The sequence below is a fragment of the Rathayibacter sp. AC182 genome (assembly GCF_979253875.1).
Window position 1 is genome coordinate 664,926 of the sequence record NZ_CEEDEK010000003.1, and the last position, 22,773, is coordinate 687,698.

Here is a 22,773-nt window from a genome sequence, read left to right on the forward strand (position 1 = left end):
GCGTGGCTGCGCACCATCGCCGGTGAGCTCGCGACGCAGACCATCAAGCGCCTCGACGACACGCTGCCCTGGTACCGGAGCCATGCCTCCGGGGCGGCGCTCGGCGGTGGGCCTGGTCGCCCAGGCCGGCATCACCTCGTTCATCTCCTGGTTCGACGACCTCGACGGCCACCCCGTGGATCGCCGCCGACGCCTTCGGGCGGCGCCGCGGGAGCTCCTCCGCTCCGTCTCGCTGACCCAGACCCTCCAGCTGATCAAGGTCACGGTCGAGGTCGTCGAGGACCGGGTCAAGAACGGCAGCGAGGACCTCCGCGAGGCGATCCTGCTCTACTCGCGCGAGGTCGCCTTCGCCGCGGCCGACGTGTACGCCCGCGCCGCCGAGCGCGCGCGGACTCTGGGACGCCCGCCTCGAGGCGCTCGTCGTCGACTCGATCCTCACGGGCGAGGCGGACGACGAGCTCCCCAGCCGCATCGCCGCTCTCGGCTGGCACGGGCACGGCGAGGTCGCCGTGCTGGTCGGCACGGCTCCCAAGATGCTCGACGTCGACCAGCTGCGCCGCACCGCGAGGCACATGGACGCGGACGTCCTCATCGGCGTGCAGGGCAGCCGGCTCGTGCTGGTCATCGGTCGCGCCGAGCCGAGCGAGAACGCGACGGAGGAGACCGGCCCGCCGGTCGCCTTCCTCGAGATCGCGGAGGCGCTCGAGCCTCGGCTTCGGGACGGGTCACCTCGTTCTCGGGCACGAGGTCCCGACCCTGGTCGAGGCGTCCCGGAGCGCCCGCGCCGCCCTCGCCGGCTTCGCCGTCGCCCGCTCCTGGCGCAACGCCCCCCGCCCGGTCAGCGCCGACGACCTGCTCCCGGAACGCGCTCTGGCCGGGGACCCGCTCGCGCGTCAGAGCCTGATCACCCAGATCTACAAGCCGCTGCAGAAGCACTCGACCGAGCTGCTCACGACCCTGTGGGCGTACCTCGACAACGGGCGCTCCCTGGAGGCCACGGCGCGCGAGCTGTTCGTGCACCCCAACACGGTGCGGTACCGGCTGAAGCGCGTAGCCGAGGTGATCGGCTGGGACGCGACCGGCGCGCGGGAGGCCCTGATCCTCCAGTCCGCGCTGATCCTGGGCTCGATGAGCGATCCCGACGGTGCCGTCCGCCGCCGGCCGACGCGGAGCTGAGCGCCGCCCGTTGTCAGAACCGCCACAAGCCTTTGTGGTTTCTCCGTAGCGCACCAGCGCCGCTCCCGGCGGCGCGGATCGGAAGACTGAACACGTGATCGTCGTCGTCGCCCCGGGTCAGGGCTCCCAGACCCCCGGATTCCTCGCCCCCTGGCTGGCCGTCCCCTCCGTCGCGGAGCAGGTCGCCGCCCACTCCGAGGCCGTCGGCATCGACCTCGCGGCCCACGGCACGGAGTCCGACGCGGACACCATCCGCGACACCGCCGTCGCCCAGCCCCTGATCGTCTCGGCCGGGCTCGTCAGCCTCGCCGCACTGCTCGAGGGCGGACGCCGCGACCGCATCGCCGGGATCGCGGGCCACTCGGTCGGCGAGATCACGGCTGCGGCCGGAGCAGGCGTCCTCTCCGGGTCCGACGCCCTCGTCTTCGTCCGCGAGCGGGCCCGCGCGATGGCCTCGGCCGCCGCCGCGCAGCCCACCGCCATGAGCGCCGTCCTCGGCGGCGACGAGCAGGCGCTCCTGGCGCGTCTGGACGAGCTCGGCCTCGAGCCCGCCAACTACAACGGCGGCGGCCAGATCGTGGTCGCCGGAGCCGTCGACGCGCTGCAGGCGCTCAAGGACGAGCCGGTCGCCGGCACCCGCGTCATCCCCCTCCAGGTCGCCGGAGCGTTCCACACCCGCTACATGGCGCCCGCGCGCGACTCGCTCGCCGCGGTCGCCGCGGGGATCACCCCCTCCGACCCGTCGCTCCGGCTCTGGACCAACCGCGACGGCTCCGTCGTCGACTCCGGGTCCGCGTTCCTCGAGCTGCTCGTCGGCCAGGTAGCCTCCCCCGTGCGCTGGGACCTCTGCATGGCAGGCGTTCGCCGAGGCCGGGGTCACCGGCCTCATCGAGCTCGCCCCCGCCGGCGCCCTCGTGGGCCTGGCCAAGCGCGGCCTCAAGGGTCTGCCGACCCTCGCGGTCAAGACACCCGACGACCTCGACGCCGCCCGCGCCTTCATCGACGAGCACGCCGCCTAGCAGGAGAGACCCCCATGACGCCCCCCACCCTCACCCAGTCCAGCGGCACCGCCTACACCCGGATCCTCGGCATCGGAGCCGCGCGCGGCGACCGCGTCGTGCCCAACGACGACCTGATCGAGCCGATCAACTCCTCCGACGAGTGGATCCGCCAGCGCACCGGCATCATCGAGCGCCGCCGCGCCTCGGCCGGCGTCGAGGCCGTCGACCTGGCGACCACGGCCTCCTCGAGGCGATCGAGAAGGCCGGCATCCGCCCGGACCAGATCGGCGTCGTGCTCGTCTCGACCATCAGCAACACGGTGCAGACCCCGTCGCTCGCCGCGCTGCTCGCCGACCGCATCGGAGCGAACCCCGCTCCCGCGTACGACATCTCGGCCGCCTGCGCCGGGTACACCTACGGCATCGCCCAGGCCGACTCGTTCATCCGCTCGGGACTCGCCGAGTACGTGCTCGTCGTCGGCGCCGAGAAGCTCTCGACCTCGCTCAGCCCCACCGACCGCAGCATCTCCTTCTCTCCTCGGCGACGGAGCGGGCGCCGCGGTCGTCGGGCCGAGCGACTCCGCCGGCATCTCCAAGACCGTCTGGGGCTCCGACGGATCCCGCTGGGACACCGTGGGCATGGACAGCCCGCTGCTCGCCTACCGCGAGGGCGCGCCGAGTGGCCGACCCTGCGCCAGGACGGCCCCTCCGTCTTCCGCTGGGCGGTCTGGGACATGGCGAAGGTCGCCAAGCAGGCGCTGGCCGAGGCCGGAGTCGAGCCCTCGGACCTCGCCGCGTTCATCCCCCACCAGGCCAACATGCGCATCATCGACGAGTTCGCCAAGCAGCTGAAGCTGCCGGACACCGTCACGATCGCCCGCGACATCGAGACGACCGGCAACACGTCGGCCGCGTCGATCCCGCTCGCCACCCACCGCCTGCTCGAGGAGCACCCCGAGCTCAGCGGCGGACTCGCCCTGCAGATCGGCTTCGAGCCGGACTCGTGTTCGGCGCGCAGGTCGTGGTGCTCCCTTAGGGGGAGACGCCCCACCCTAAACTGACTCACGGTCACTCGACGACAACTCGAATCACACCCTCAAGGAGAGAACCATGGCACTGTCCACCGAAGAAGTCCTCGCCGGCCTGGCCGAACTGGTCAACGACGAGACCGGCATCGCGACCGATTCCGTCGAGCTGGACAAGTCGTTCACCGACGACCTCGACATCGACTCCATCTCGATGATGACGATCGTCGTCAACGCCGAGGAGAAGTTCGACGTGAAGATCCCGGACGACGAGGTCAAGAACCTCAAGACGGTGGGCGACGCGGTCACCTTCATCGTCAAGGCGTCCGAGTAGGACTCACCGCTCCAGCCGTCCGCGAGGCGGACACCCCGGCCCGGCACAGGCCCGGCCGGGGTGCGCCCGGCACCCACCCCGTCACGGAACAGAGATCGTCGTCATGAGCAGCAAGAAGATCGTCGTCACCGGCATCGGCGCCAGCACCCCCTGGGAGGGACGGCGCGCGAGTCGTGGAACGCCTCCTCGCGGGCGAGTCCGGCGTCAGCACCATCGAGGCCGACTGGGTCGCCGAGCACGACCTCCCCGTGACGTTCGCCGCTCAGGCGAAGGTGCGCCCGGAGGACGTCCTCCCCCGCCCCGAGTTCAAGCGCCTCGACCCCCTCGAGCCAGTTCGCACTGATCTCGGCACGCGAGGCCTGGGCCGACTCCGGCATCACCGACGTCGACCCGTTGCGCGTGGGCGTCGACTACTCCACCGGCATCGGCGGCCTCTGGACCCTCCTCGACGCCTGGGACACCCTGCGCGAGCGCGGACCCCGCCGCGTCCTGCCCATGACCATCCCGATGCTCATGCCCAACGCCGCCGCCGCGGCGATCAGCATGTCCATCCCCTCGCGCGCCTACGCCCGCACCGACGTCTCGGCCTGCGCGTCGAGCACCGAGGCGATCGCGAACGCCTACGAGCACCTCCAGCAGGGCCTCGCCGACGTCGTCATCGCCGGCGGCACGGAGTCGGTCGTGCACCCGCTTCCCCTCGCCGCCTTCGCGGCCATGCAGGCGCTCTCGCGCCGCAACGACGACCCGGCCACCGCCTCCCGGCCCTACGACGTCAGCCGCGACGGCTTCGTCCTGGGCGAGGGAGCCGCCTCGCTGGTCCTCGAGACCGAGGAGCACGCGCGTCGCCCGCGGCGCCCGCATCTACGCGGAGCTCGCCGGCGGTGCCGTCACCAGCGACTCGTACCACATCACCGCGCCCGACCCCGAGGGATCCGCCGCCGCCCGCGCGATGATCGCCGCCCTCGAGCAGGCCGGCGCCTCCCGCACCGACGTCACCCACGTCAACGCCCACGCGACGAGCACCCCGGTCGGAGACGTCGCCGAGTACCGTGCCCTCGCCCGCGTCTTCGGCGACCACCTCCCGAACATCGCCGTGTCGGCGACCAAGGCGGCCACCGGCCACCTCCTCGGCGGCACCGGCGCCCTCGAGGCCATCTTCACGGTGCTCGCGCTCCACGAGCGCACCGCGCCGCCGACGATCAACCTCACCGAGCAGGACCCCCAGATCCCGCTCGACGTCGTCACCAGCCCCCGCGCCCTCGGCGCCGGCCCGCTGGTCGCCCTCTCGAACTCGTTCGGCCTCGGGGGCACGATGCAGTTGCCGCGTTCCGGTCGGTGTAGCGGGCGTAGCCTCGTACACCGACCGGAACGTGGGCTCGCTGCGCGTGGCGCAACGAAGGCGCGTCCGCTCCCTACGCGGCTGGGTTTCCGAGGGCCGGTGCAGGGTAGCGACGCGATCCGCTGGGACGCGGATCGCCGGATTACGCCTCGCGGCGCTCGGGTGGGCTGCGCGCCACCCTCCGGGCGGCGGCGCGGTGCTCGCCCTCACGGGCATCGGCAGACGGCTCGCCCTCACGGGCATCGGGCACACCGCTCGCCCTACCGGGCATTGGCAGACGGCTCGCCCTTAGGGGCATCGAGCACACCGCTCGCCCTACCGGGCATCGGCGCAGTGCTCGCCCTCACGGGCATCGGGGCACGGCTCGGCCTGCCGGTATCGGCACACCGCTGACGGGCACCGGTGCGCGCCTCTCACCGGGCCTCGGAAGGGAGCCCGGCTTGCCGACTGGCGGCGCCGAGTCGCCCTGACGACGGCCGGCAGAGGATTCGCTTGACCAGCGATCGGCTGGGGGTCATCCGGGCAGGTTCTCGGCCGGGACTGGATGCGCGAGCGGAAACGGACGCACCGCCCGCCGCGCCCGGCATCGGCACTCGATCCCGGCGTCGCCGATCGCGACTCGGGCTCGCTCGATCGCATCCGGCTCGCGAGAACGGCCATGTCCCACGAGCCCGACCCTCTTCCACGAGCCGGGACCCGTGACCGATACGCTCCGACACCGATGGTCGAACCGCACCCACGGGCGGACCATCCCAGCGGGATGATCTAGGCCAGTCTCCCCAGGGCCGAGGCGTTGTCCCGCCACCTCGGACGTCACCTCCGGCTCGCAGAATCGCACTCGACTCACGAGAACCGACGATCCCGACGAGCCCGACCGCCTTCCACGAGCCGACGCTGCTGCGCCCGTCCGAACCTATCGAGCCGAAGGTCCCGAACGCGCCTCCTCGACGCGCCGAAGCACTGAAGCCCCGGCTCCGGATCGCCGAGCCCCGCAAGGCAGCATCCGCCGAATCGCGTACCAGCGATTCTGCGTCGCCGCTCGCAACCCGCTCTGCAGAACGCGACCCCGTCGCGAAGCCGACCGCGCGACGCCGCGTAGGGAACGGCGTCGACATCGAGTCGGCGTCAGCCGACTCGATGCAGCCACACCACCGGCGCGAAATCGCTCGCGTAGCGGAACGGGCTCGAGCTCGTCCTCCCAGGCCTGGCCGAGGGCGAGGCGGAGTTCGCGGTGCAGCTCGATCGGGTCGGCGCCGGCGGTCTCCATGGCGGCGCGGACGCGGTCCTCGGGGATCACCGTGTTGCCGACGCTGTCGGTCTGGGCGAAGAAGATTCCCAGGCCGGGCGTGTGCATCCAGCGGCCGCCGTCCACTCCGGGGGACGGCTCCTCGGTCACCTCGTAGCGGACGTCCTCCCAGCCGCGGAGGGCGGAGGCGATGCCCGCACCGGTCCCGGGAGGTCCCTCCCAGGTGAACTCGGCTCGCTGCGTGCCCCGGAGGACCGGTTGCTCGATCCACTCGAAGTTCACGGCACGACCGAGAGCGCGCCCGGCTCCCCACTCGAGGTGGGGGCAGAGCGCGCGCGGGGCGGAGTGCACGAAGAGCACACCCCGAGTCTGCTGCGCCACCATGCTGTCCTCCGTCCGTCCTGGTGCGTCTTCCCCAACGACCCGGACCACGTACGACAAGTGGTGCATTCTTCGATTGTGCGGTGGACGAGCCACCACGTCAGAGTATGCATCAGGCGTCCCGCGCCGACAAGGCGGCTCGCCGCGCCCGCCCCGGGACCGTCCGGATCCCCTGCCTATACTCGGGATCGTCCGGTGCCTCCTCGCATCCGGGCCCGCCCGAGAGGAGTCCAGTGTCGGTCCGCGACGGCCTCCTGGCGCTCCTCACCCTCGGCCCGGCCTACGGTCTGCAGCTCCACTCCGAGCTCCTGGACCGCGCGGCGCATCGCCGCCGGGTGAACGTCGGCCAGATCTACTCCACCCTCGATCGCCTGCGCGAGCGCGGCCTCGTCGTCTCGGCGGGCGCGACGGAGGACGGCCCCTCCACGCACTCACCGACGAGGGCCGCGTCGAGGCCGTCGCCTGGCTCCACGGCGACGGCGCCACGGCCCAGGAGGACTGGGACGACGTGCTCGACCGCATCCTGCTCGCCCGAGTCCTCGAGGAGGCCGACCTGGAGGCCGTGCTGTCGGCGTACGCCGTGACCCTCCCCGAGGAGGAGGAGCCGCTCGACGACCACCCGCAGCGGCGCCTCGCCGCCCGCGCGATGCGGGTCCGCGACGACGCCCTCCGCGGCCTGCTCGCCGCCGCCCGGGAGGAGCTGTCCGGCGCCGACGCCGGCGCCGGAGTGCGGGGATTCGCCCTGGAGCGCCCCCGCCGCGGCCGCAGAGCGGTGTCCCGCGACGAGACAGGCGCGGGTGCCGTCGCCTAGGGTGGAGCGCATGTCCCGCACACCCTCGGCCTCCGCGAGCCCTCGCGCGCGCGCCGACGCCTGATCGCGGCCGGTGCGGGCACCCTCCTCGTCCTCTGCGCCTCGCTGGCCTCGCCACTGACCGCCTCCGCCGCCTACGATCCGTCCGACTACCCGTCGTGGTCGGACGTCGAGTCCGCGAAGGACAGCGAGAGCGCGACCGCCGCCGAGGTCGACCGGATCACCGCGTTCCTCGCCGACCTCCGCGACCAGGCCGCCGAGCTCACCGACGCCGCGATCGCGCGGGCCTCCGAGGCCGATGCCGCCCGGACCGCGCTCGACGAGGCGAACCAGCGCGTCACCGCTCTCGAGAGCCGCGCCGACGCCGCGCGCGCCGATGCGGACGCCGCGAAGGAGCAGGCCGGCCGACTGGCCGCGCAGCTCTACCGCAGCGGCGGCACCGATGCGACGTTGAACCTCCTCGTCGGCGGCGAGCAGTCGGACGAGCTGCTCTACCGCCTCGGCACGATGAGCCAGCTCACGCTGCAGACGAGCACCCTGCAGACCGCTGCAGAGACCACCGAGAACACGGCGGGCGCCCTCGCCTCCCAGGCCGAGCAGGCCCGCCCGAGCGCGTCGCCCTCGTCGACGCGGCGAGTGCTGCTCGACGCGGCCGAGTCGGCCCAGAGCGCCGCCGACGCCAAGGTCGCCGAGCAGGAGCAGTACAGCTCGACTCTCTACGCGCAGCTCGCCGATCTCAAGAACACGACCGCGGCGCTCGAGGAGCAGTACGCGACGGGTCAGCAGGAGAAGGCGGTCTTCGAGGACCAGCAGCGCCGTGCACGCGAGGCGGCCGAGGCCGAGGCCCGCCGCACGGCACCCGCCGCCGCTCCCGCCCCGCGGCACCCGCCGCACCTGCTCCGGCTCCGGCCGCTCCCGGCGGCGGCCCGCTGCAGCTCGGCAACGACGACCCGACCGGAGCGAAGAACAGCTCGGCCGAGACCATCGCCGCGCTCAGCACCTACGCCGGCCGCACCGACGGCATGTCGCCCGCACAGGCGCAGGCCTACGCACGGTCGGTCCTCGGGAACTACGGCTGGGGCTCGGATCAGATGGACGCGTGCCTCGTCCTGCTGTGGAACGGCGAGTCCGGCTGGCGCTGGAACGCGCTGAACCGCTCCTCCGGTGCCTACGGCATCCCCCAGGCGCTGCCCGCCAGCAAGATGGCCTCCGCGGGCATGGACTACCAGACCAACGCGGCGACGCAGGTGAACTGGGGTCTCTCGTACATCAAGAGCCTGTACGGCTCGCCCTGCAGCGCCTGGGCGAAGTGGAACAGCCGCTCGCCGCACTGGTACTGAGCCCGCGCCTCACTTCGCCTCGTCGTAGGCGTCGACCACCGCGACGGTGACCGGGAAGTCGATGTCGGCTCCGCCGAACAGCGCCCGACCCGCGCGTGCCGCGGACTCCCGGACGATCTCGGCGACCCGGTCCGCCGCCTCGGCGGGCGCGTGCACGATGACCTCGTCGTGCAGGAAGTACACGAGGTGCGCGCGGTCCAGGCCCGGCCCGCCGTCGCGCAGCCGTGCGCGCAGGTCGCCCATCCAGCACAGCGCCCACTCGGCGGCCGTCCCCTGCACGACGAAGTTGCGGGTGAAGCGCCCCCAGTCGCGGGCGCGCTGCGCGCTGCGGGCGTCGGGGCTCTCGTCGTTCGGGCCCACCGCTCCGGGAGGCGAGCTGCGGCCGAGCCAGGTCGAGACGGACTCGCCGCGCTCCCCGCCCGCGCAGCGGCCTCGACGTGCGCGATCGAGCGCGGGTAGGCGCGCGCGAGCCGGGGCAGGAGGCCGCCCGCCTCTCCGCTCGTCGCCCCGTACATGGCGCCGAGCATCGCGACCTTCGCGCGCGGGCGGTCGGGGACGACTCCGGCGTCGACGATGCCCTGGTAGAGGTCGCGGCCGCGCCCCGCTGCGGCCATCGCCGCGTCGCCGGACAGCGCCGCGAGGATCCGGGGCTCCAGCTGCGCGGCATCGGCCACGACCAGCTTCCAGCCGTCGTCGGCGACCACGGCGGCGCGGATCTCGCCGAGGGAGCTGCAGCGCGCCGCCGCCGGAGGTCGCCCACCGTCCGGTGACCACGCCGCCGACGACGTACTCGGGCCGGAACCGGCCCCCGTGGACCCAGGCGTCGAGCCACGCCCAGCCGTTGGCCGTGAGGAGGCGGGACAGCTTCTTGTACTCCAGGAGCGGAGGGATCGCGGGGTGCTCGATCGTGCGGAGCTCCCACGAGCGGGTCGACTCGACGGCGAGCCCGGCGCGACGGAGCGAGCGGATGACGTCGGCCGGCGAATCGGGGTTGAGCTCGGGCGCCGCCAGCTCCTCGCGGAGGCGGTTCGCGAGGGCCTCGAGCCGGGCCGGCCGACCGCCGAACACCGGTCGCGGACCGAGCGCCTCCGTCAGCACGCGGTCGTGGACGTCCTCGCGCCACGGGAGTCCGGCCGCGGCGATCTCACGCGCGATCAGAGCTCCCACGGACTCCGCGGCCAGGAGGAGGCGCAGTCGTCCGGACTGCGGGGAGCCCGCCACCGCGTCCTCCTGCAGCGCGAGCTCGACGACGGGATCCAGCGCCGCGGGGTCGACGGCGGCCTCCTCGAAGCCGAGCAGGGTGTCGGCGGCGGCGGGAGCGGCCGCCTCCGCGTCCCAGGCGTCCCGCGGAGCGCGGGCGAGGACCGAGCCGGTCGCTGCGGAGGAGCGTCGGAGGATCGCGCGGCACAGGCGCAGATCGTGGCAGCGCGAGACCGCGACCCCCGCCTCGAGCAGCCCGGGGTACCAGCGCGCCGTGTCGTCCCAGACCCAGCGCGGCCGGCCCTGCTCGCCCGCTCGGACGAACGCGGCCAGGGACGCCGGTCCGCGACCGGCGCGCTCCTCGGTCACCGCTCCGGAGTCGTCGATCGACGACGCCGTCCAGGCGCCCGAGGGGGAACCGGCGAGGACGAGGAGCATCCGGCCATTCTCCTCCGCCCCAGCAGTGTCGGCGGCGTCGGCACGGGCTCCGCTCACCGCGTGGCCGCGCCCTGGGCCGGCCGCGACGGCGGGTAGCCCGGGAAGGGCTTCTCCTGCGCCGTGGGCGGCTGGCGCTCCCAGAGCGCCTTCGCGATCGTCTCCATGTCGCGGGAGTAGCCGACGAGCGTCCGCTTCTCGGGCTCCGCGGCCCAGGTGACGGCCCTGAACCACGTCTCGCGGTACGGGCCCGTCTCGATCCGGCGCACCAGACCGATCCTGCCGGTGCGGAGCGCGTCGACCATCACCCACTCGTCGGGACCGCTGCTGCGCAGCATCTGCAGAGGACTCCACTCGATCATCGCGCCTCCAGCCGTTCGGCTCGTGGGGCCGTGGCGGGCAGGACCGCCCCGGCGTACACTCGCAGACTATCGAACACATGTTCGAACGGCCAACCGTCCCGGGCACCCCCGGGCGGGTCGCCGGCAGGAGGAACGGGAGCGCGATGATGGCGGTGATCGACGAGACGGCAGTGGTCTCGACCGACGGCGAGGGCGTGCCTGTCGCGCTCGACTGGCGGGGCGGTCGCTACCGCGTCACCGACCGGCCGACGGTGTGGACGTGCACGAGCGCCTGGTGGGCGCCGCTCGAGCCGTTCCCGCCGACGTTCGGGCGGCGTCCCGTGAGCATCGGCGGCTGGCGGTTCCAGGCCACGCACGTCGAGACGGGCGGATCGTTCGTCCTCGACGTCGTCGCGTCGACGGAGCCGTGCTGGAGCGTCGTGCGGGTCTACGAGTGAGGCGCGACGCGGGACGTGCTACTTGTCGGCCGACCAGGGCGACTTCGTCATGGCGATGAGCGCGGCCGTGCCCGAGACGAGGCCGGCGGCGGCGATAGCGGCGATGACGAGCCAGAGCACGAGTTCCATACGACGAGTCTACCGAGCGCGTCGAGTCCTCCTCCCTCCCACTGCCATGGAATACCGTCGGAGGAATGACCGACGCCCCGACCCGCGCCAGCGTCGGGCTGCGCTCCGAGCGCGGTCCGATCCTCCTCTCGCTGATGATCTCGACGGCGCTGGTCGCTCTCGACGCCACGATCCTCGCGACGGCGGTGCCCGCGATCGTCGACGACCTCGGCGGCTTCGCGCAGTTCCCGTGGCTCTTCTCGATCTACCTGCTCGCGCAGGCCGTCTCGGTGCCCCTCTACGGCAAGCTCTCGGACGTCATCGGGCGCAAGCCGATCATGCTCATCGGCATCGGACTGTTCCTCGTCGGCTCCCTGCTGTGCGGCCTCGCCTGGAGCATGCCCGCTCTCATCGCCTTCCGCGCGCTGCAGGGGCTGGGCGCGGGCGCGATCCAGCCGATGGGCATCACCATCGCCGGCGACATCTACACGGTCGCCGAGCGGGCGAAGACGCAGGGCTACCTGGCGAGCGTCTGGGGCATCTCCTCCGTCGTGGGGCCGACCCTCGGCGGCGTGCTGTCGGATCTGGGTGCGTGGCGCGGGATCTTCCTGGTGAACATCCCGCTCTGCCTTCTCGCCGCGGTCCTCCCGATGAGGAGCTTCCGGGAGACCACGAGGGGCGAGCGCCAGCCGCTCGACGTGGCGGGGGCCGTGGTCCTGGCCGTCGGCACCGCTCTGCTGATCCTGGGGCTGCTCGAAGGCGGGACGGCGTGGCCGTGGCTCTCGCCCGCGGGGATCGGGGTGTTCGCGCTCTCGGCGCTCGCCTTCGCCGGCTTCGTCGCGATCGAGCGCCGGGCCGCAGCCCCGGTGCTCCCGCTGTGGGTGCTCAGTCGACGCCTCCTGCTCACGACGAGTCTCGTCTCGGCTGCCGTGGGCGCCATCACGCTCGGCGTCACCTCCTACTTCCCCACCTTCGCGCAGGGCGTGCTCGGCAGCTCGGCTCTCGGCGCCGGGTTCGCCGTCGCCGCCATGACCCTCGGCTGGCCGGTCGCCGCGAGCCTGTCCGGGCGCCTGTACCTGCGCATCGGATTCCGCAGCACGGGCCTCATCGGAGCGCTGCTCGTCGTCGTGGGCAGCGCGCTCACGGTCCTGCTCGGCCCCGGCTCGACCCTCTGGGAGATCGCGGGGTACTGCGTCCTCATCGGAGCGGGGATGGGACTCGTCGCCACCCGACCCTCATCCGCGCGCAGTCCAGCGTCGAGTGGAACGAGCGCGGAGTGGTCTCGTCGACCAACTTCTTCGCCCGCAACATCGGCAGCGCCGTCGCCGTCGCGGTCTTCGGCGCCATCGTCAACTCCGCCACCGGAGGCGGCACCCCTGCGCCCGAGGATCTCGCCGCGGGTACGCGGTTCGTCTGCATCGCCCTCGCCGTCGTGGCGGTCGGGATGCTCGTCGCCGTCGCCGCCATGCCGAAGGAGGGGCGGCCCGCCGCCGACTGACCTCCGCTCAGTCGCGGGTGCGGTCGGAGGCCGCGGCCACCGCGCGTCGGGACGCCGCGATCCGCTGCAGACGCTCGAGGCGGGAGCGGCGGACCCGGTGGGTCCAGCGCAGGACGGGAGCACCGAGGCCGGGGTGCCGGCGCAGCGTGTGCATCGCGCGGTCGAGCCGGCGGACCATGTCCCCGGCGGTGCCGAAGGGCCGCGCCGAGATGCCGACCTCGAGGTGGCGGTCGAGGACGATCCGGTGCCGCACTCCGAGATGCACGCTGATCTCGACGTCGTCGTGCACGTACGCGTCGTCGCGGTGCATCTCCTCCGCGATCTCCTGCCAGGCGGAGCGGCGCAGCGCGCAGTTGGACCCGAACAGCGGCCAGTTCGCGAGGGCGGAGCCCATCAGGGCGAAGTAGGCGTCCATGTAGAGGATGCGTGCCAGCAGACGCGGCAGCGGCGCGAGCTCGACGAAGCGCCCGGGCCCGGTCACCGCTCCCACGGCGGGATCGGCGAAGTGGCCGGCGAGGCGGGCGATCCAGTCCGGCCCGGGCTGCGAATCGGCGTCGAGTCGCGCCAGGACGTCGCCCTGGGCGACGTCGAACCCGAAGGCCGTGCTCGCCGGGATCCCGCTACCCCCGTGCACGACGACGCGCGCACCGTGCGCCCGCGCGACGTCGGCGCTGTCGTCGGTGCTGCCGTCGTCGACGACGACCACCTCGAGAGGGGCGAGCGTCTGCTCGTCGAGAAGGGCGAGCAGTCGCTCGAGGTGTCGGGCGTCGTCCTTCACGGGGACGACGACCGAGATGCGCCGGTGATCCATCCGCCCAGTCAACGCGATCGGGACCGTGGACGGGTCCCTCCCACGCCGGTCGGTGCTCCCGCGCTCCCTGTCAAGGCGCTCCCGGGACCGCCGCCGGGATGCTCGGATCGGTGGGGACGGACCTCGATGAGCACTCAGGAGACGACATGACCCACGGACCCCGTGACTTCCAGCCCACTCGCGCCCTCGTGACCGCGTCCGACTCGGGGATCGGGAAGGCGACGGCTGTCGCCCTCGCCCGGGCGGGAATGGACGTCGGCATCACCTGGCACAGCGATCAGGAAGGCGCCCAGGCCACCGCCGAGGAGGTCCGCCTCTCGGGCGGAGGGCCGAGATCGCCCGACTGGACGCGACCGACCTGGAGGGCGCCGGCGACGTGATCGACGATCTCGCCCGGCGCCTCGGCGGGCTCGACGTCTTCGTGAACAACGCGGGCGGTGGCGGCGGCGAGACCTTCCTCGAGCAGAGCCTGGACAGCTGGCGGCGGACGGTCGCGCTGAACCTCGACGGCGCTTTCGTCTGCCTGCAGCGGGCCGCCCGCCTGATGGTGGAGGGCGGTACCGGCGGCCGGCTCATCGCCGTGACGAGCGTCCACGAGCACCAGCCGCGGGTCGGCGCCGGATCCTACGTCGCCGCCAAGCACGGCCTCGGCGGGCTGTTGAAGGTCGCGGCGCTCGAACTCGGACGGCACGGCATCACCGTGAACGCCGTCGCGCCCGGGGAGATCGCGACCCCGATGAACGACGCCGACGACGTGGATCCGTTCACGATCGACCGCCCGGGCATCCTGCTCGGCCGCCCGGGCGACGCCCGGGAAGTGGCGGAGGTCATCGCGTTCCTCGCCTCCCCCGGCGCGGCCTACGTGACCGGCTCGTCGTACGTCGTCGACGGCGGGATGCTGCAGATGGGTCCGCAGGCCGGCTCCCACCTCCTGCAGGACGACTGGCGCGACGCTTGAGCCGCTCTCCCGCGGCGCTCCCCCGACCGGTATTCTCGAAGAGGTGCTCCGGTGGGCGGAGCGCCGTGCTCAGGATGTAGGTGACGCGCGTGTGGTTCCGCCGTCGACGCAGGCTGAAGATGCGGCCCTACGATCCCGACGAGAACCCCGCCCGTGACCCCGTCTCGGTCGAGGAGGCCACGGAGGAGGGCCTGATGCTCGCGGAGTACGCGAGCCGGATGGCCGTCAAGAACCGGGTCCTGATGGACGGCCTCACCGCCGACGTCCCCTTCGACGTGGGTCACTACTCCCGCGCCGCGGCCGTCGAGCTGCGGAAGCTCGCCGACGAGTCCGAAGCGGCGGCGAAGCGGCTGCGCACCATCGCCGCCGATGTCACCTTCGTCGACGGCCGCTCCGATCACGTGCACGACTACCGCTCTGCCGACGTCGACAACCTCGATCACCGGGAGCGGCTGTCGCTGGCCGTCGCCGAGACGCTCCGCAGCCGCGCGGAGGACAGGGCGTACCTGGCCGCGCTCGTCGACGGCGCCCGTCAGGACGCGTGGCGCGAGCTGTCGCAGTCGATCGAGGAGACGCTCGACCGCGCCCCGCGGATCGACCCGACCGCGGACGACTACCGTCGCGACCGCTCGGTGCGGATGGCGCTCGTCGTCGTCGACGACCTGGCGAAGCTCGCCCAGGATCGCGGCGTCGACCTCGAGGGCTGACTCCGCCGTCGGGCCGGTGGTCAGGCCCAGCCGGCGCGGAAGGACTCCGTCGCCTCGGTGGATTTCTCGCGCACCCCGTCGAGCAGCTGCTCCATCGACCCGCTCCGGAGGAACGCGAGGCGGTCGAACTCCGTCACCGGGGCGACTCCGGCGAGCTGCCACGCGTGCGCGGCCGGGTCCTCCGCCAGCTCGACGACGGCTCCGTAGCGCTGCTCGACGAACTCGCTCGCCACGGCGAGGAGGTGCGGACCGCCGATTCGGCCGTCGCCAGCGACTCGTCGAGCCTCGGCTCCCACTCGAGATCGGGGAGGAAGCGGACCTCGGCGCGGGGATAGGGATCGTCCTCGTACCAGCGGACGACCTCGAAGCGCTGCTCGCCGACCGAGTCGAGAGCGACGAACGACTCCGCACCGTCGATGTTCAGGATGCGCGCCACGGTGCCGACGGCGAAGCGCTGATCGCCGCCGCCCACCTCCTGACCACGCTCGATCAGGACCACGCCGAACGACGGATTCTCGTCCTCGAGGATGTCGCCGAGCATCCGCAGGTACCGCGGCTCGAAGAGCCGGAGCGGGAGCGGCATGTGCGGCAGGAGCACGGAGCCGAGCGGGAACATCGGGAGGTCAGGCACGAGAACAGCGAATCACGAACCGCTCCGAGCGGCCAGTACGGGCGCGCGGACGGCGGACGTGCTAGCGATCACGACGAGGCGATCGAGGGGTGCCGAGGACGGTCGCGACGAGCTCCTCCGCGTCCGCCAGGTAGCCGCCGAGAGCCGTCTCGTCGCGCGCGACGGCGAGCTCGTCGACCGTCGGGGCCGAGAAGACACGGTCGACGGGGTCGCGGAGGAGGATCCCACCTCGGGCGAGCGCCACCGCCGTGTCGTCGTCGAGCAGCCAGGCGTTGACCCCCGCGGTCTCGACCACGTCGTCGACCGTGCGGCGCCGTCGCCCGCTCCTGCGGACGGTCTCGTGCGTGGCGGAGCGGACCGGGAGCGGCACCACCGACAGGTCGCCCCGGTTCACGGCGCGGGTGACCGCGTCCGACAGGGCGCCCCTCCCATCTCGTGCAGCGTCCTCGCGAGCTCGATGCGATCCACCGGTGTCCTCCGTCGTCCGTCCGGACCTCGAGGACGAGTCGGACGCGGGGCCCTCTCGCCCGCCGCGGTCCTCCTGCAGTGCGGGCGAACGCTCCGTCGCATCCTCCACCAGGGTAGGCAGGTCGCCTGGGGATCCGCGCCCCCGTCCGCGCCGTCCTCTCCGGACCGCACGAGCACCTCCCGTTAACCGCAGTGGTGCATCATCCTCTGGTGCCTGCTGACGTGAACCTCGACGAGATCGCCTCCGAAGTATCGGCGCGCCTGCGCGCGCGCTTCCCGGACCACTCCGCGGACGAGGTGGAGTCGACGGTCCGCGCCGAGCTCGACGCCCTCGCCGACCGCCCGGTCCGCGACTACCTCTCGGTGCTCACCGAGCGCGCGGCGAAGTCGCGGCTGAAGAAGTCGCCCTCCGCCTGACGGAGCTCCACTGGGCGGAAGTCGTCGTACTCGACGCCGAGTACGACGACTTCTGCGTACCCGATTTCTCCGACCCTCTTTTGGGCAGGATCGTCGCCTGACCGCCGGCGCGCGAAACGCCCCTCACCGTCCGCTGGGCGGTCGGTGGGAGGCGCTTCGTCGTTCGCGATGGCTGGGCGGCGGCTGCGGTGAACCGCGCGGTGCTACTCCATATCGAGTCCGACCGACGGTCGGAGCGGCGCCGAGACGATCCTCGGATCGGACCCGGATGCTGCCGCCGGGGTCAGGCGTCGAGCTCGTTGATGCTCTCGCACGTGGACGAGCAGAACAGGCTCATCACCCGCGCCCGGCCGCTGGCGCAGGTCATGCAGCTGCGGGTGGTGAAAATCGAACGGAGAATCGTGTCCATGGTGGGTCCTCAAGCTGCGTCGTCGTTGTCGCTGTCGTGGCGAGCGTCCTGTTCCCGCTCGCCGTTCGGGGTGGTGTACGGACGACGCTAGATGCTCAGGAGCCCGTTCGAGCGTTCACGAGGCATCTCTCCACGCCACGACCCCGCACCGGGGGGCGTGCAGGTCATCGCGACCGGCGGGTGCAGCGCGCCGCACCAACCGCGGCGAGGCACCCCGCCAGCTCGTGCGGAAGGACGGGAGGGCGAAGGGCCACCCTGCTGAGCCCTCGTTCACCCAATTGGCTATAAGGCAGGGCCACGGCCAGGCGCCGCTGCGTGACGGCGTCCCTCCGAAAATCCTCCACTCGCGCCGAGCTGATCCGAGTCGCACCGAGATGGACCGCAAACGGGGTGTCGAAGGTGGCCCGACCCGAGCAACGGCGCGGGATTCCCGGTCCTCCATGGCTCGCGGCGGTCTAGCTCGGCTCGGGCCGGTTCTGACTGGGCGCCGCGCTCACAATCCGTCGGTCACGCGTTCAAGTCCCACACGCCCTACTTCCCCCTGGGATCCCTGCAATCGATTCCGGGTCTGCGGGATCCACCCATCGTCCACTCATCGGAGAGGATCGCGTCCGGCCCGGTGTGCCTGGAGGGCTGACTAGTCAGCCGGAGTAGGGGATGGTTCTGCGACTGATGTTTCTTTGCAGATGCACTTTGTTAGTGAACAGTAGCTCGCTAAGAGCACCCCACGTGTCGCGCGTTGCGCCCGGGCCCGCAGCCACCTCTCCGAGGTCGAGCATCTCGACGTACTCCTCCTGGCCGCTGGGCTTCCCTGGCGCCAGGAAGCGTTCCTTTCGGAGCGGGAACTTCACATATGGCACGAGCCCTTTTCGATTCGAGCGAAAGAAGATTCTGTCGCCCGAGAGCCCCTGTAGCCTCGGCGATATCAACCGCCACTCCCGCTCTTCTTCGAAAGAGTCGTCTTTGTGCTCCGCAGCGATGGCGTTTAGTCCAAGCCGCAACGCCCCCTGCACTCGGTTTCGGTCATCCCACTCATGGAATTCGCCTGCGTCGATGCGCTGGAAGCCGCGGGCGACAACCTGCGCCGCTGCGATCCGCGCATTCTGCACGCCGTACTCCACCTTGACTAGCTTCCATCCGATCGCCGCAGCGTGGCGAGCCAGGTCCTCTCGCACGAGTCCGAGAACGTAGGCCTGATCGGAACCGCCATAACCACGCCACTGGCTAAGCGCGTTAGGAAAGGTCGAGAATGATGTCACGTAGTACGGCAACGCGCCGGTTTCTTTCGCGAACATATCAATTGCCAGCTCAATGGACTCCCGCATCTCAGGCCGCTGTTTGAGATACTGGGTCTGCAGCACCCAGACTGCCGCCTCGAAGACCAACCGCAGCTCTGCGAGGTCGTTGAGGTATCGAGCACCGGTCGCCCAGAGCTCAGCATTCTCCACTATGCCGCGGATACCTTCCGAGGTCGTGTAGTGGAAGAGCATGTCTTCGTCTGTCAGGTCGCGAGTCGGTTCCATGGAACCAGCATGAGCCACGAGCGCCGCCGAGGGGATAAGGCCCGCGGAGGGGTTCTGCTCATGGAGCTACCGCCGCGACGGCCCTACTCCCCAGTGCTCACTTGGTAGGGCGTACGGGACTTGAACCCGTGACCGACGGATTATGAGTCCGCTGCTCTGACCGGCTGAGCTAACGCCCCGCGGACCCCGCAGGCGGGAGAGCCGTCAGGCTCGGCCAGCCGTGGCGGAGGCTGCGTCGATGGTCGGATCGGCCACCGGCTCCCCACGATACAGGCTCTCGAATGTGCTGATCGTGCGGTTGATGTCGTGCGCGGCGACGATGCGGAGGGAGGCGCGCTTCATCTCCTCGAGGCGCTCCGGGGTCGACGACAGGACGTCGGTGAGGCGGTCGGCCAGGGCCTGGGCGTTGCCGGGCTCGAAGAGGTGCCCGTTCTCGCCCTCGTGCACGAGGTGCGGGAGCGCCATCGCGTCGGCGGCGACCACGGGGAGGGCCGAGGCCATCGCCTCCATGGTCGCGATGCTCTGCAGCTCGGCGATCGAGGGCATCGCGAAGACTGTCGCCCGCGAGTAGGCCTGCTTGAGTTCGTCGTCCGAGACGTAGCCGGTGAAGCGGACGCGGTCGGCGATGCCGAGGCTCGTGGCCAGCTGCTGCAGGTTGCGCAGCTGGTCGCCGCCGCCGACGATCTCGAGCTGCGCGTCGAGCGACTCGTCGAGGAGGGAGACGGCGCGCAGCAGGACGTCGATGTGCTTCTCGCCGGTCACCCGGCCGACGAAGAGGATGCGGTTGGCCGTGCGCGGGGTGAAGTCGGGGGTGTAGTTGTCGGCGTCGATGCCGCACGAGATGGCGTGCACTCCGCGCAGGCCCGTGTACTGCTCGAGGAACTGCGCAGCCTTGCGGGTCGGAGTGGTGACCGCCTCGGCGCGGCCGAAGGTGCGGCGGGCTGCACGCCACGCCATCTGCACGGCCTTGGCCTGCACGGCCTTGGGCAGCAGCGTGAACTCGAGCATGTTCTCGGGCATGAAGTGGTTCGTGCCGATGATGCGGATGCCGCGCTCGGCCGCCTCGATGCCGAGGCCGCGGCCGACGATGATGTGCGACTGGAAGTGCACGACGTCGGGCTTCACCTCGTCGAGGATCCGTGCGCTGTTCTGCCGGATGCGCCACGGCATGGCGAAGCGCATCCAGTCGTGCGGGAACCAGCGCCAGCTGTAGAGGCGGTGCACGATCATCCGCTGGCCCTCGTGGGTCTCGAAGCGCGTGCCCCTCCAGCCGTCGGCCGACGGTGCGACGACGTGCACCACGTGACCGCGCTGCACGAGTCCGGCGGCGAGGCGCTCGGCGAACTTCGCCGCTCCGTTCACGTTGGGCGCGAACGTGTCGCAGCCGATGACCACGGTGAGCGGCCGCGCTGCGTCGCCGGTCGGCTCCGGGAGCGACGGGGAGGGATCGTCGGAGGCGGGAGCCGACTCGCGGCTCCGGGGCGACTCCGGTCGTGACGCGTCGCGGGGGTCTGACACGGGGGTGGTTCCTAACGGTGTCGTGCCGATCGTGACGGTGAGGAGACGATCGGCGTGTGGTCGGTCGGTTTCGGAGCACCTCGGCGCGCCCTCATTGTAGACAGCGGTGCCCGCGGATCCGCGGATTGGCGACCCGCGTCGCCCGGGCTCAGCGGGCCTGGGGGTGGTGCTTGGCGAGCAGGAGGACGCCCCAGATGGCGACGGCTCCGGCGAGCACGAACAGCGGGATCGCCCACGGAGCGGCGTACTGCGCCTCCCCGAGCACGACGATGCCGATCGCCACGGCGACCAGCGGGTCGATCACGGTGAGCCCCGCGACGACGAGGTCCGGCGGGCCGGACGAGTAGGCGTTCTGCACGAAGTACCCGCCGAGTGCGGTGGCCGCCAGCAGGGCCACGATGCAGACCACCGTCAGCGGGTCGAACTCGCCGAACTTGATCCGGTTGAGGACGACCTTCGCGAGGGTCGCGACGAAGCCGTAGACCACTCCGGCGCCGAGGATGTAGAAGATCGCGCGCGCCTTGCGGCGGAAGATCCAGAAGGCGACGACGAAGATCACCAGGACGATCGCGAGGATCACGAGGATCGTCACCAGCTGGGGAGTCCGGATGGATCTGTCCACCGCATTGAAGGCCGCCACGAGGACGAAGGTGCCCACCCCCGCTACGCACAGCACGATCGCACGGACGGACGCCCTGTTCAGGCGGACCTTGCTCACGCGCGCGTTCACCACGGCGGTGATGACCAGCGCGACGGCGCCGAGCGGCTGCACCACGATGAGGGGCGAGAAGCCCAGGCTCGTGAGCTGGAAGACGATGGCGAGGGCCAGCATCAGCGTGCCCGCGACCCAGGAGGGCCGGGACAGCAGGGCGAACAGCTGACCGCCGCTGAGCCCGGACGACTTGGCGCCGCCCGAGAAGCGCTCGACCTTGACGACTCCGCGGTGCTGGAACTGGGCCCCCAGGGAGAGGAAGACCGCGCCCACGAGGGCGATCGGGATGCCGATGAACTGTGCCGGGTCGAGCGTGAACTGCTCGGTCAACTCGGACAGATCTGTGGACATGCGCTCGACCCTACCCACAATCCCCCGGCGGGCCGTCCGGCGCACGGGTGAGGGCGGAAGACCAGCGGATGACACCCGGACGGGCCCGCGGAGCCCCGCGATACCCTGGTGCTCATGGCCGTCCTCCCCATCCTCATCGCCGGCGACCCCGTCCTGCACTCCCCCGCCGCTCCCGTCACCGTCTTCGACGACTCGCTCCGCACGCTCGTCGCGGACATGTTCGAGACGATGGACACGGCGCCCGGGGTCGGCCTCGCCGGTCCCCAGGTCGGCGTCGCGCTCCGCCTCTTCGTCTACGACTACGCCGCCGACGACGGCACCCCGCGCCGCGGAGTGGCGATCAATCCCGAGCTCTTCGTCTCACCCGTGCCGCTCGGCGAGGCGGACGAGGACACGGAGTCGGAGGGGTGCCTGTCGTTCCCGGGCGAGCGCTTCCTGCTGCGCCGCTCCGAGAAGGCGATCCTCCGGGCCCTCGACCTCGAGGGGACGCCCTTCGAGATCGAGGCGGAGGGCTGGTTCGCGCGCGTCTTCCAGCACGAGTTCGACCACCTCGACGGCATCCTCTACACGGACCGCCTCGAGCACGACTACCGCAAGCCCGTGGCGAAGGTCACCCGCAAGCGGGGCTGGGGCGTTCCCGGCACGTCCTGGCTGCCGGGCGTCGACGACCTCGAGGGCTGATCGCGCTCAGGTCAGGTCGACCCCGTGCACGCCGTTGTGGTGGCGCAGCGCGGGGAAGGAGGCGGTGACCGAGCGGCCCACGCCCGGCGTCCGCTTCTCGACGACGTCGCCGCCGAAGAGCGCGGCGCGCTGACGGAGCTCCGCGAGCGCCGGGCTGTCGATCCGCTCGGTCAGCGCGTGCAGATCGGCGTCGACGGCGCTCGCGTCGGACTGGGCGGCGCCGTGCCGCTCGCGGTCGTCGTCGACCTCGACGCGCAGGCCCGTGGACGTCCAGCGGGAGCTGATGCGGACCTCGGTCCCGGAGCCACCTGTGGCGACCGCCTCGTCGAAGGCGTACTCGAGGACGCGGAGCACCGCGACCTCGGCGCCGTCCTGCAGCGGGAAGGACTCGCCGAAGGTCTCCTCGTGGACGGTGAGTCCGCGATCCCGCGCGAGGGTCACGAGAGTCTCCGCACCCTGAGCGGACGGGAGCTCGACCGGGTCGACCGCGGCGACGCTCGCGATCCGGCGCAGCTGGGCGAGGGAGGACTCGGCCGCGCGCACCGCCCGGACCGCCGAGCGCTCGGCCGCCGCGGATCGCGCTCGATCGTCAGGCGCACGCTCTCGGCCTCCTCGACGACGCGGGCGGCGCTGCGCACCGCGAGCTGCTCGAGCTCGCCGACGATCCGCAGGCGCGCCTCCTGCTCGCCGACGGTCATCTCGAGTCGCACGACGCGCTCGGCCTCGCGAGCGTGCCGCCTCGCGCAGCTCCTTCTCGGCGGTGACGGAGCGGCGCCACAGGACGATCGCGCCGACGGCGGCGATCAGGGCGAGGACGAGGACGACTTCGAGCACGACGGCCTCCGGAACGGGGTGACGGGGATCGGCGCAGGGGACGCCGGAGAGCGATGGTACC

General features: G+C 72.0%; 17 protein-coding genes, 1 tRNA gene and 8 pseudogenes. 14 read left to right on the plus strand and 12 right to left on the minus strand.

All coding sequences use genetic code 11. The features are described from left to right. The first annotated feature begins 6 nt into the window (after nt 1-6). The 5 genes and pseudogenes from AC0CII_RS06700 (at nt 7) to AC0CII_RS06720 (ending at nt 4,876) form a co-directional block, all read left to right on the plus strand. Nucleotides 7-1,176, plus strand: a pseudogene (locus AC0CII_RS06700) (PucR family transcriptional regulator). A gap of 94 nt (nt 1,177-1,270) precedes the next feature. Further along, nucleotides 1,271-2,195 (plus strand): annotated as a pseudogene (locus AC0CII_RS06705) (ACP S-malonyltransferase). A gap of 14 nt (nt 2,196-2,209) precedes the next feature. Then, nucleotides 2,210-3,212: pseudogene (locus tag AC0CII_RS06710) on the plus strand (beta-ketoacyl-ACP synthase III). 74 nt (nt 3,213-3,286) lie between these two features. Next, the gene (locus tag AC0CII_RS06715) at nt 3,287-3,535 is read left to right on the plus strand and encodes an acyl carrier protein (RefSeq protein ID WP_207402410.1); all 249 of its coding nucleotides are present in this window, start codon (nt 3,287-3,289) and stop codon (nt 3,533-3,535) included. A gap of 103 nt (nt 3,536-3,638) precedes the next feature. Then, nucleotides 3,639-4,876, plus strand: a pseudogene (locus AC0CII_RS06720) (beta-ketoacyl-[acyl-carrier-protein] synthase family protein). Nucleotides 4,877-5,999: 1,123 nt separating this feature from the next. Here the strand turns inward: AC0CII_RS06720 and AC0CII_RS06725 are convergent. Then, nucleotides 6,000-6,504, minus strand: a pseudogene (locus AC0CII_RS06725) (DUF3145 domain-containing protein). A 230-nt stretch (nt 6,505-6,734) separates the two neighbouring features. Between AC0CII_RS06725 and AC0CII_RS06730 the strand changes: the two are divergent. The 3 genes from AC0CII_RS06730 to AC0CII_RS06740 all read left to right on the plus strand — a co-directional run bounded on the left by AC0CII_RS06730 (nt 6,735) and on the right by AC0CII_RS06740 (nt 8,652). Continuing rightward, nucleotides 6,735-7,085 (plus strand): PadR family transcriptional regulator, encoded by a 351-nt coding sequence (locus tag AC0CII_RS06730; protein ID WP_465228934.1) that lies wholly within the window; start codon nt 6,735-6,737, stop codon nt 7,083-7,085. After that, nucleotides 7,064-7,312, plus strand: coding sequence for a hypothetical protein (locus AC0CII_RS06735; RefSeq protein ID WP_465228935.1), 249 nt, complete (start codon nt 7,064-7,066; stop codon nt 7,310-7,312). Before AC0CII_RS06730 ends, AC0CII_RS06735 begins: the two co-directional genes overlap by 22 nt. A 158-nt stretch (nt 7,313-7,470) precedes the next feature. Next, nucleotides 7,471-8,652 (plus strand): aggregation-promoting factor C-terminal-like domain-containing protein, encoded by a 1,182-nt coding sequence (locus AC0CII_RS06740; protein WP_465228936.1) that lies wholly within the window; start codon nt 7,471-7,473, stop codon nt 8,650-8,652. 9 nt (nt 8,653-8,661) lie between these two features. Here AC0CII_RS06740 and AC0CII_RS06745 read toward each other — a convergent pair. Both AC0CII_RS06745 and AC0CII_RS06750 read right to left on the minus strand, forming a co-directional pair. After that, nucleotides 8,662-10,290: pseudogene (locus AC0CII_RS06745) on the minus strand (bifunctional 3'-5' exonuclease/DNA polymerase). Between the two features lie 53 nt (nt 10,291-10,343). Further along, nucleotides 10,344-10,649 (minus strand): hypothetical protein, encoded by a 306-nt coding sequence (locus tag AC0CII_RS06750; RefSeq protein WP_207402416.1) that lies wholly within the window; start codon nt 10,647-10,649, stop codon nt 10,344-10,346. 77 nt (nt 10,650-10,726) lie between these two features. Between AC0CII_RS06750 and AC0CII_RS06755 the strand changes: the two genes are divergently transcribed. Together AC0CII_RS06755 and AC0CII_RS06760 are read left to right on the plus strand one after the other, a co-directional pair. Beyond that, entirely contained in the window at nt 10,727-11,086 is a 360-nt protein-coding gene (locus AC0CII_RS06755; protein WP_465225679.1) for a DUF6504 family protein, read from the plus strand. Between the two features lie 194 nt (nt 11,087-11,280). Next, a pseudogene (locus tag AC0CII_RS06760) lies at nt 11,281-12,692 on the plus strand (MFS transporter). Between the two features lie 7 nt (nt 12,693-12,699). Here AC0CII_RS06760 and AC0CII_RS06765 read toward each other — a convergent pair. Next, nucleotides 12,700-13,503, minus strand: a complete 804-nt coding sequence (locus tag AC0CII_RS06765; protein WP_465225678.1) for a glycosyltransferase family 2 protein — start codon at nt 13,501-13,503, stop codon at nt 12,700-12,702. Nucleotides 13,504-13,649: 146 nt separating this feature from the next. Between AC0CII_RS06765 and AC0CII_RS06770 the strand changes: the two are divergent. Together AC0CII_RS06770 and AC0CII_RS06775 are read left to right on the plus strand one after the other, a co-directional pair. Next, nucleotides 13,650-14,461 (plus strand): annotated as a pseudogene (locus AC0CII_RS06770) (SDR family oxidoreductase). Nucleotides 14,462-14,580: 119 nt separating this feature from the next. After that, on the plus strand, nt 14,581-15,168 hold the full coding sequence (locus AC0CII_RS06775; protein WP_465228937.1) for a hypothetical protein: 588 nt from the start codon (nt 14,581-14,583) through the stop codon (nt 15,166-15,168). A gap of 133 nt (nt 15,169-15,301) precedes the next feature. Here the strand turns inward: AC0CII_RS06775 and AC0CII_RS06780 are convergent, their stop codons facing one another. Both AC0CII_RS06780 and AC0CII_RS06785 read right to left on the minus strand, forming a co-directional pair. After that, a complete protein-coding gene (locus tag AC0CII_RS06780) occupies nt 15,302-15,799 on the minus strand; it encodes an LON peptidase substrate-binding domain-containing protein (RefSeq protein WP_465228938.1) in 498 nt (165 codons plus the stop codon). Between the two features lie 61 nt (nt 15,800-15,860). Continuing rightward, complete coding sequence (locus AC0CII_RS06785; RefSeq protein WP_465228939.1) at nt 15,861-16,376, minus strand: hypothetical protein; 516 nt, start codon at nt 16,374-16,376, stop codon at nt 15,861-15,863. 101 nt (nt 16,377-16,477) lie between these two features. On the opposite strand from AC0CII_RS06785, the gene AC0CII_RS06790 reads away from it, so the two are divergent. Beyond that, nucleotides 16,478-16,684: a three-helix bundle dimerization domain-containing protein gene (locus AC0CII_RS06790; RefSeq protein ID WP_207402423.1), complete on the plus strand. Its 207-nt coding sequence runs from the start codon at nt 16,478-16,480 to the stop codon at nt 16,682-16,684. A 283-nt stretch (nt 16,685-16,967) separates the two neighbouring features. On the opposite strand, the gene AC0CII_RS06795 is transcribed toward AC0CII_RS06790, so the two are convergent. From AC0CII_RS06795 to AC0CII_RS06815, 5 genes are all read right to left on the minus strand, one after another. Next, on the minus strand, nt 16,968-17,093 hold the full coding sequence (locus tag AC0CII_RS06795) for a hypothetical protein (RefSeq protein ID WP_278249978.1): 126 nt from the start codon (nt 17,091-17,093) through the stop codon (nt 16,968-16,970). Nucleotides 17,094-17,734: 641 nt separating this feature from the next. After that, entirely contained in the window at nt 17,735-18,583 is an 849-nt protein-coding gene (locus AC0CII_RS06800; RefSeq protein WP_465228940.1) for a DUF2971 domain-containing protein, read from the minus strand. Between the two features lie 135 nt (nt 18,584-18,718). Further along, nucleotides 18,719-18,795 (minus strand) — tRNA-Ile (locus AC0CII_RS06805). 25 nt (nt 18,796-18,820) lie between these two features. Beyond that, a complete protein-coding gene (locus AC0CII_RS06810; protein WP_465229084.1) occupies nt 18,821-20,005 on the minus strand; it encodes a glycosyltransferase in 1,185 nt (394 codons plus the stop codon). A 277-nt stretch (nt 20,006-20,282) separates the two neighbouring features. Beyond that, nucleotides 20,283-21,197, minus strand: coding sequence for a DMT family transporter (locus tag AC0CII_RS06815; RefSeq protein ID WP_465228941.1), 915 nt, complete (start codon nt 21,195-21,197; stop codon nt 20,283-20,285). 114 nt (nt 21,198-21,311) lie between these two features. Here AC0CII_RS06815 and def point away from each other — a divergent pair, with 114 nt between their 5' ends. Continuing rightward, nucleotides 21,312-21,878 carry a peptide deformylase gene (gene def / locus AC0CII_RS06820; RefSeq protein ID WP_465228942.1) on the plus strand — a complete coding sequence of 189 codons (567 nt, stop codon included), beginning with the start codon at nt 21,312-21,314 and terminating at the stop codon, nt 21,876-21,878. A gap of 6 nt (nt 21,879-21,884) precedes the next feature. Here the strand turns inward: def and AC0CII_RS06825 are convergent, their stop codons facing one another. Then, nucleotides 21,885-22,712, minus strand: a complete 828-nt coding sequence (locus AC0CII_RS06825) for a hypothetical protein (protein WP_465228943.1) — start codon at nt 22,710-22,712, stop codon at nt 21,885-21,887. Between the last annotated feature and the right edge of the window lie 61 nt (nt 22,713-22,773).

What these genes read in the sequence shown, in the direction of transcription:
- def (WP_465228942.1), top strand. Translation starts at nt 21,312, where the DNA reads ATGGCCGTCCTCCCCATCCTCATCGCCGGCGACCCCGTCCTGCACTCC.
- AC0CII_RS06750 (WP_207402416.1), bottom strand. Translation starts at nt 10,649, where the DNA reads ATGATCGAGTGGAGTCCTCTGCAGATGCTGCGCAGCAGCGGTCCCGAC.
- AC0CII_RS06765 (WP_465225678.1), bottom strand. Translation starts at nt 13,503, where the DNA reads ATGGATCACCGGCGCATCTCGGTCGTCGTCCCCGTGAAGGACGACGCC.
- AC0CII_RS06755 (WP_465225679.1), top strand. Translation starts at nt 10,727, where the DNA reads ATGTTCGAACGGCCAACCGTCCCGGGCACCCCCGGGCGGGTCGCCGGC.
- AC0CII_RS06815 (WP_465228941.1), bottom strand. Translation starts at nt 21,197, where the DNA reads ATGTCCACAGATCTGTCCGAGTTGACCGAGCAGTTCACGCTCGACCCG.
- AC0CII_RS06775 (WP_465228937.1), top strand. Translation starts at nt 14,581, where the DNA reads ATGCGGCCCTACGATCCCGACGAGAACCCCGCCCGTGACCCCGTCTCG.
- AC0CII_RS06715 (WP_207402410.1), top strand. Translation starts at nt 3,287, where the DNA reads ATGGCACTGTCCACCGAAGAAGTCCTCGCCGGCCTGGCCGAACTGGTC.
- AC0CII_RS06795 (WP_278249978.1), bottom strand. Translation starts at nt 17,093, where the DNA reads ATGGACACGATTCTCCGTTCGATTTTCACCACCCGCAGCTGCATGACC.
- AC0CII_RS06800 (WP_465228940.1), bottom strand. Translation starts at nt 18,583, where the DNA reads ATGCTCTTCCACTACACGACCTCGGAAGGTATCCGCGGCATAGTGGAG.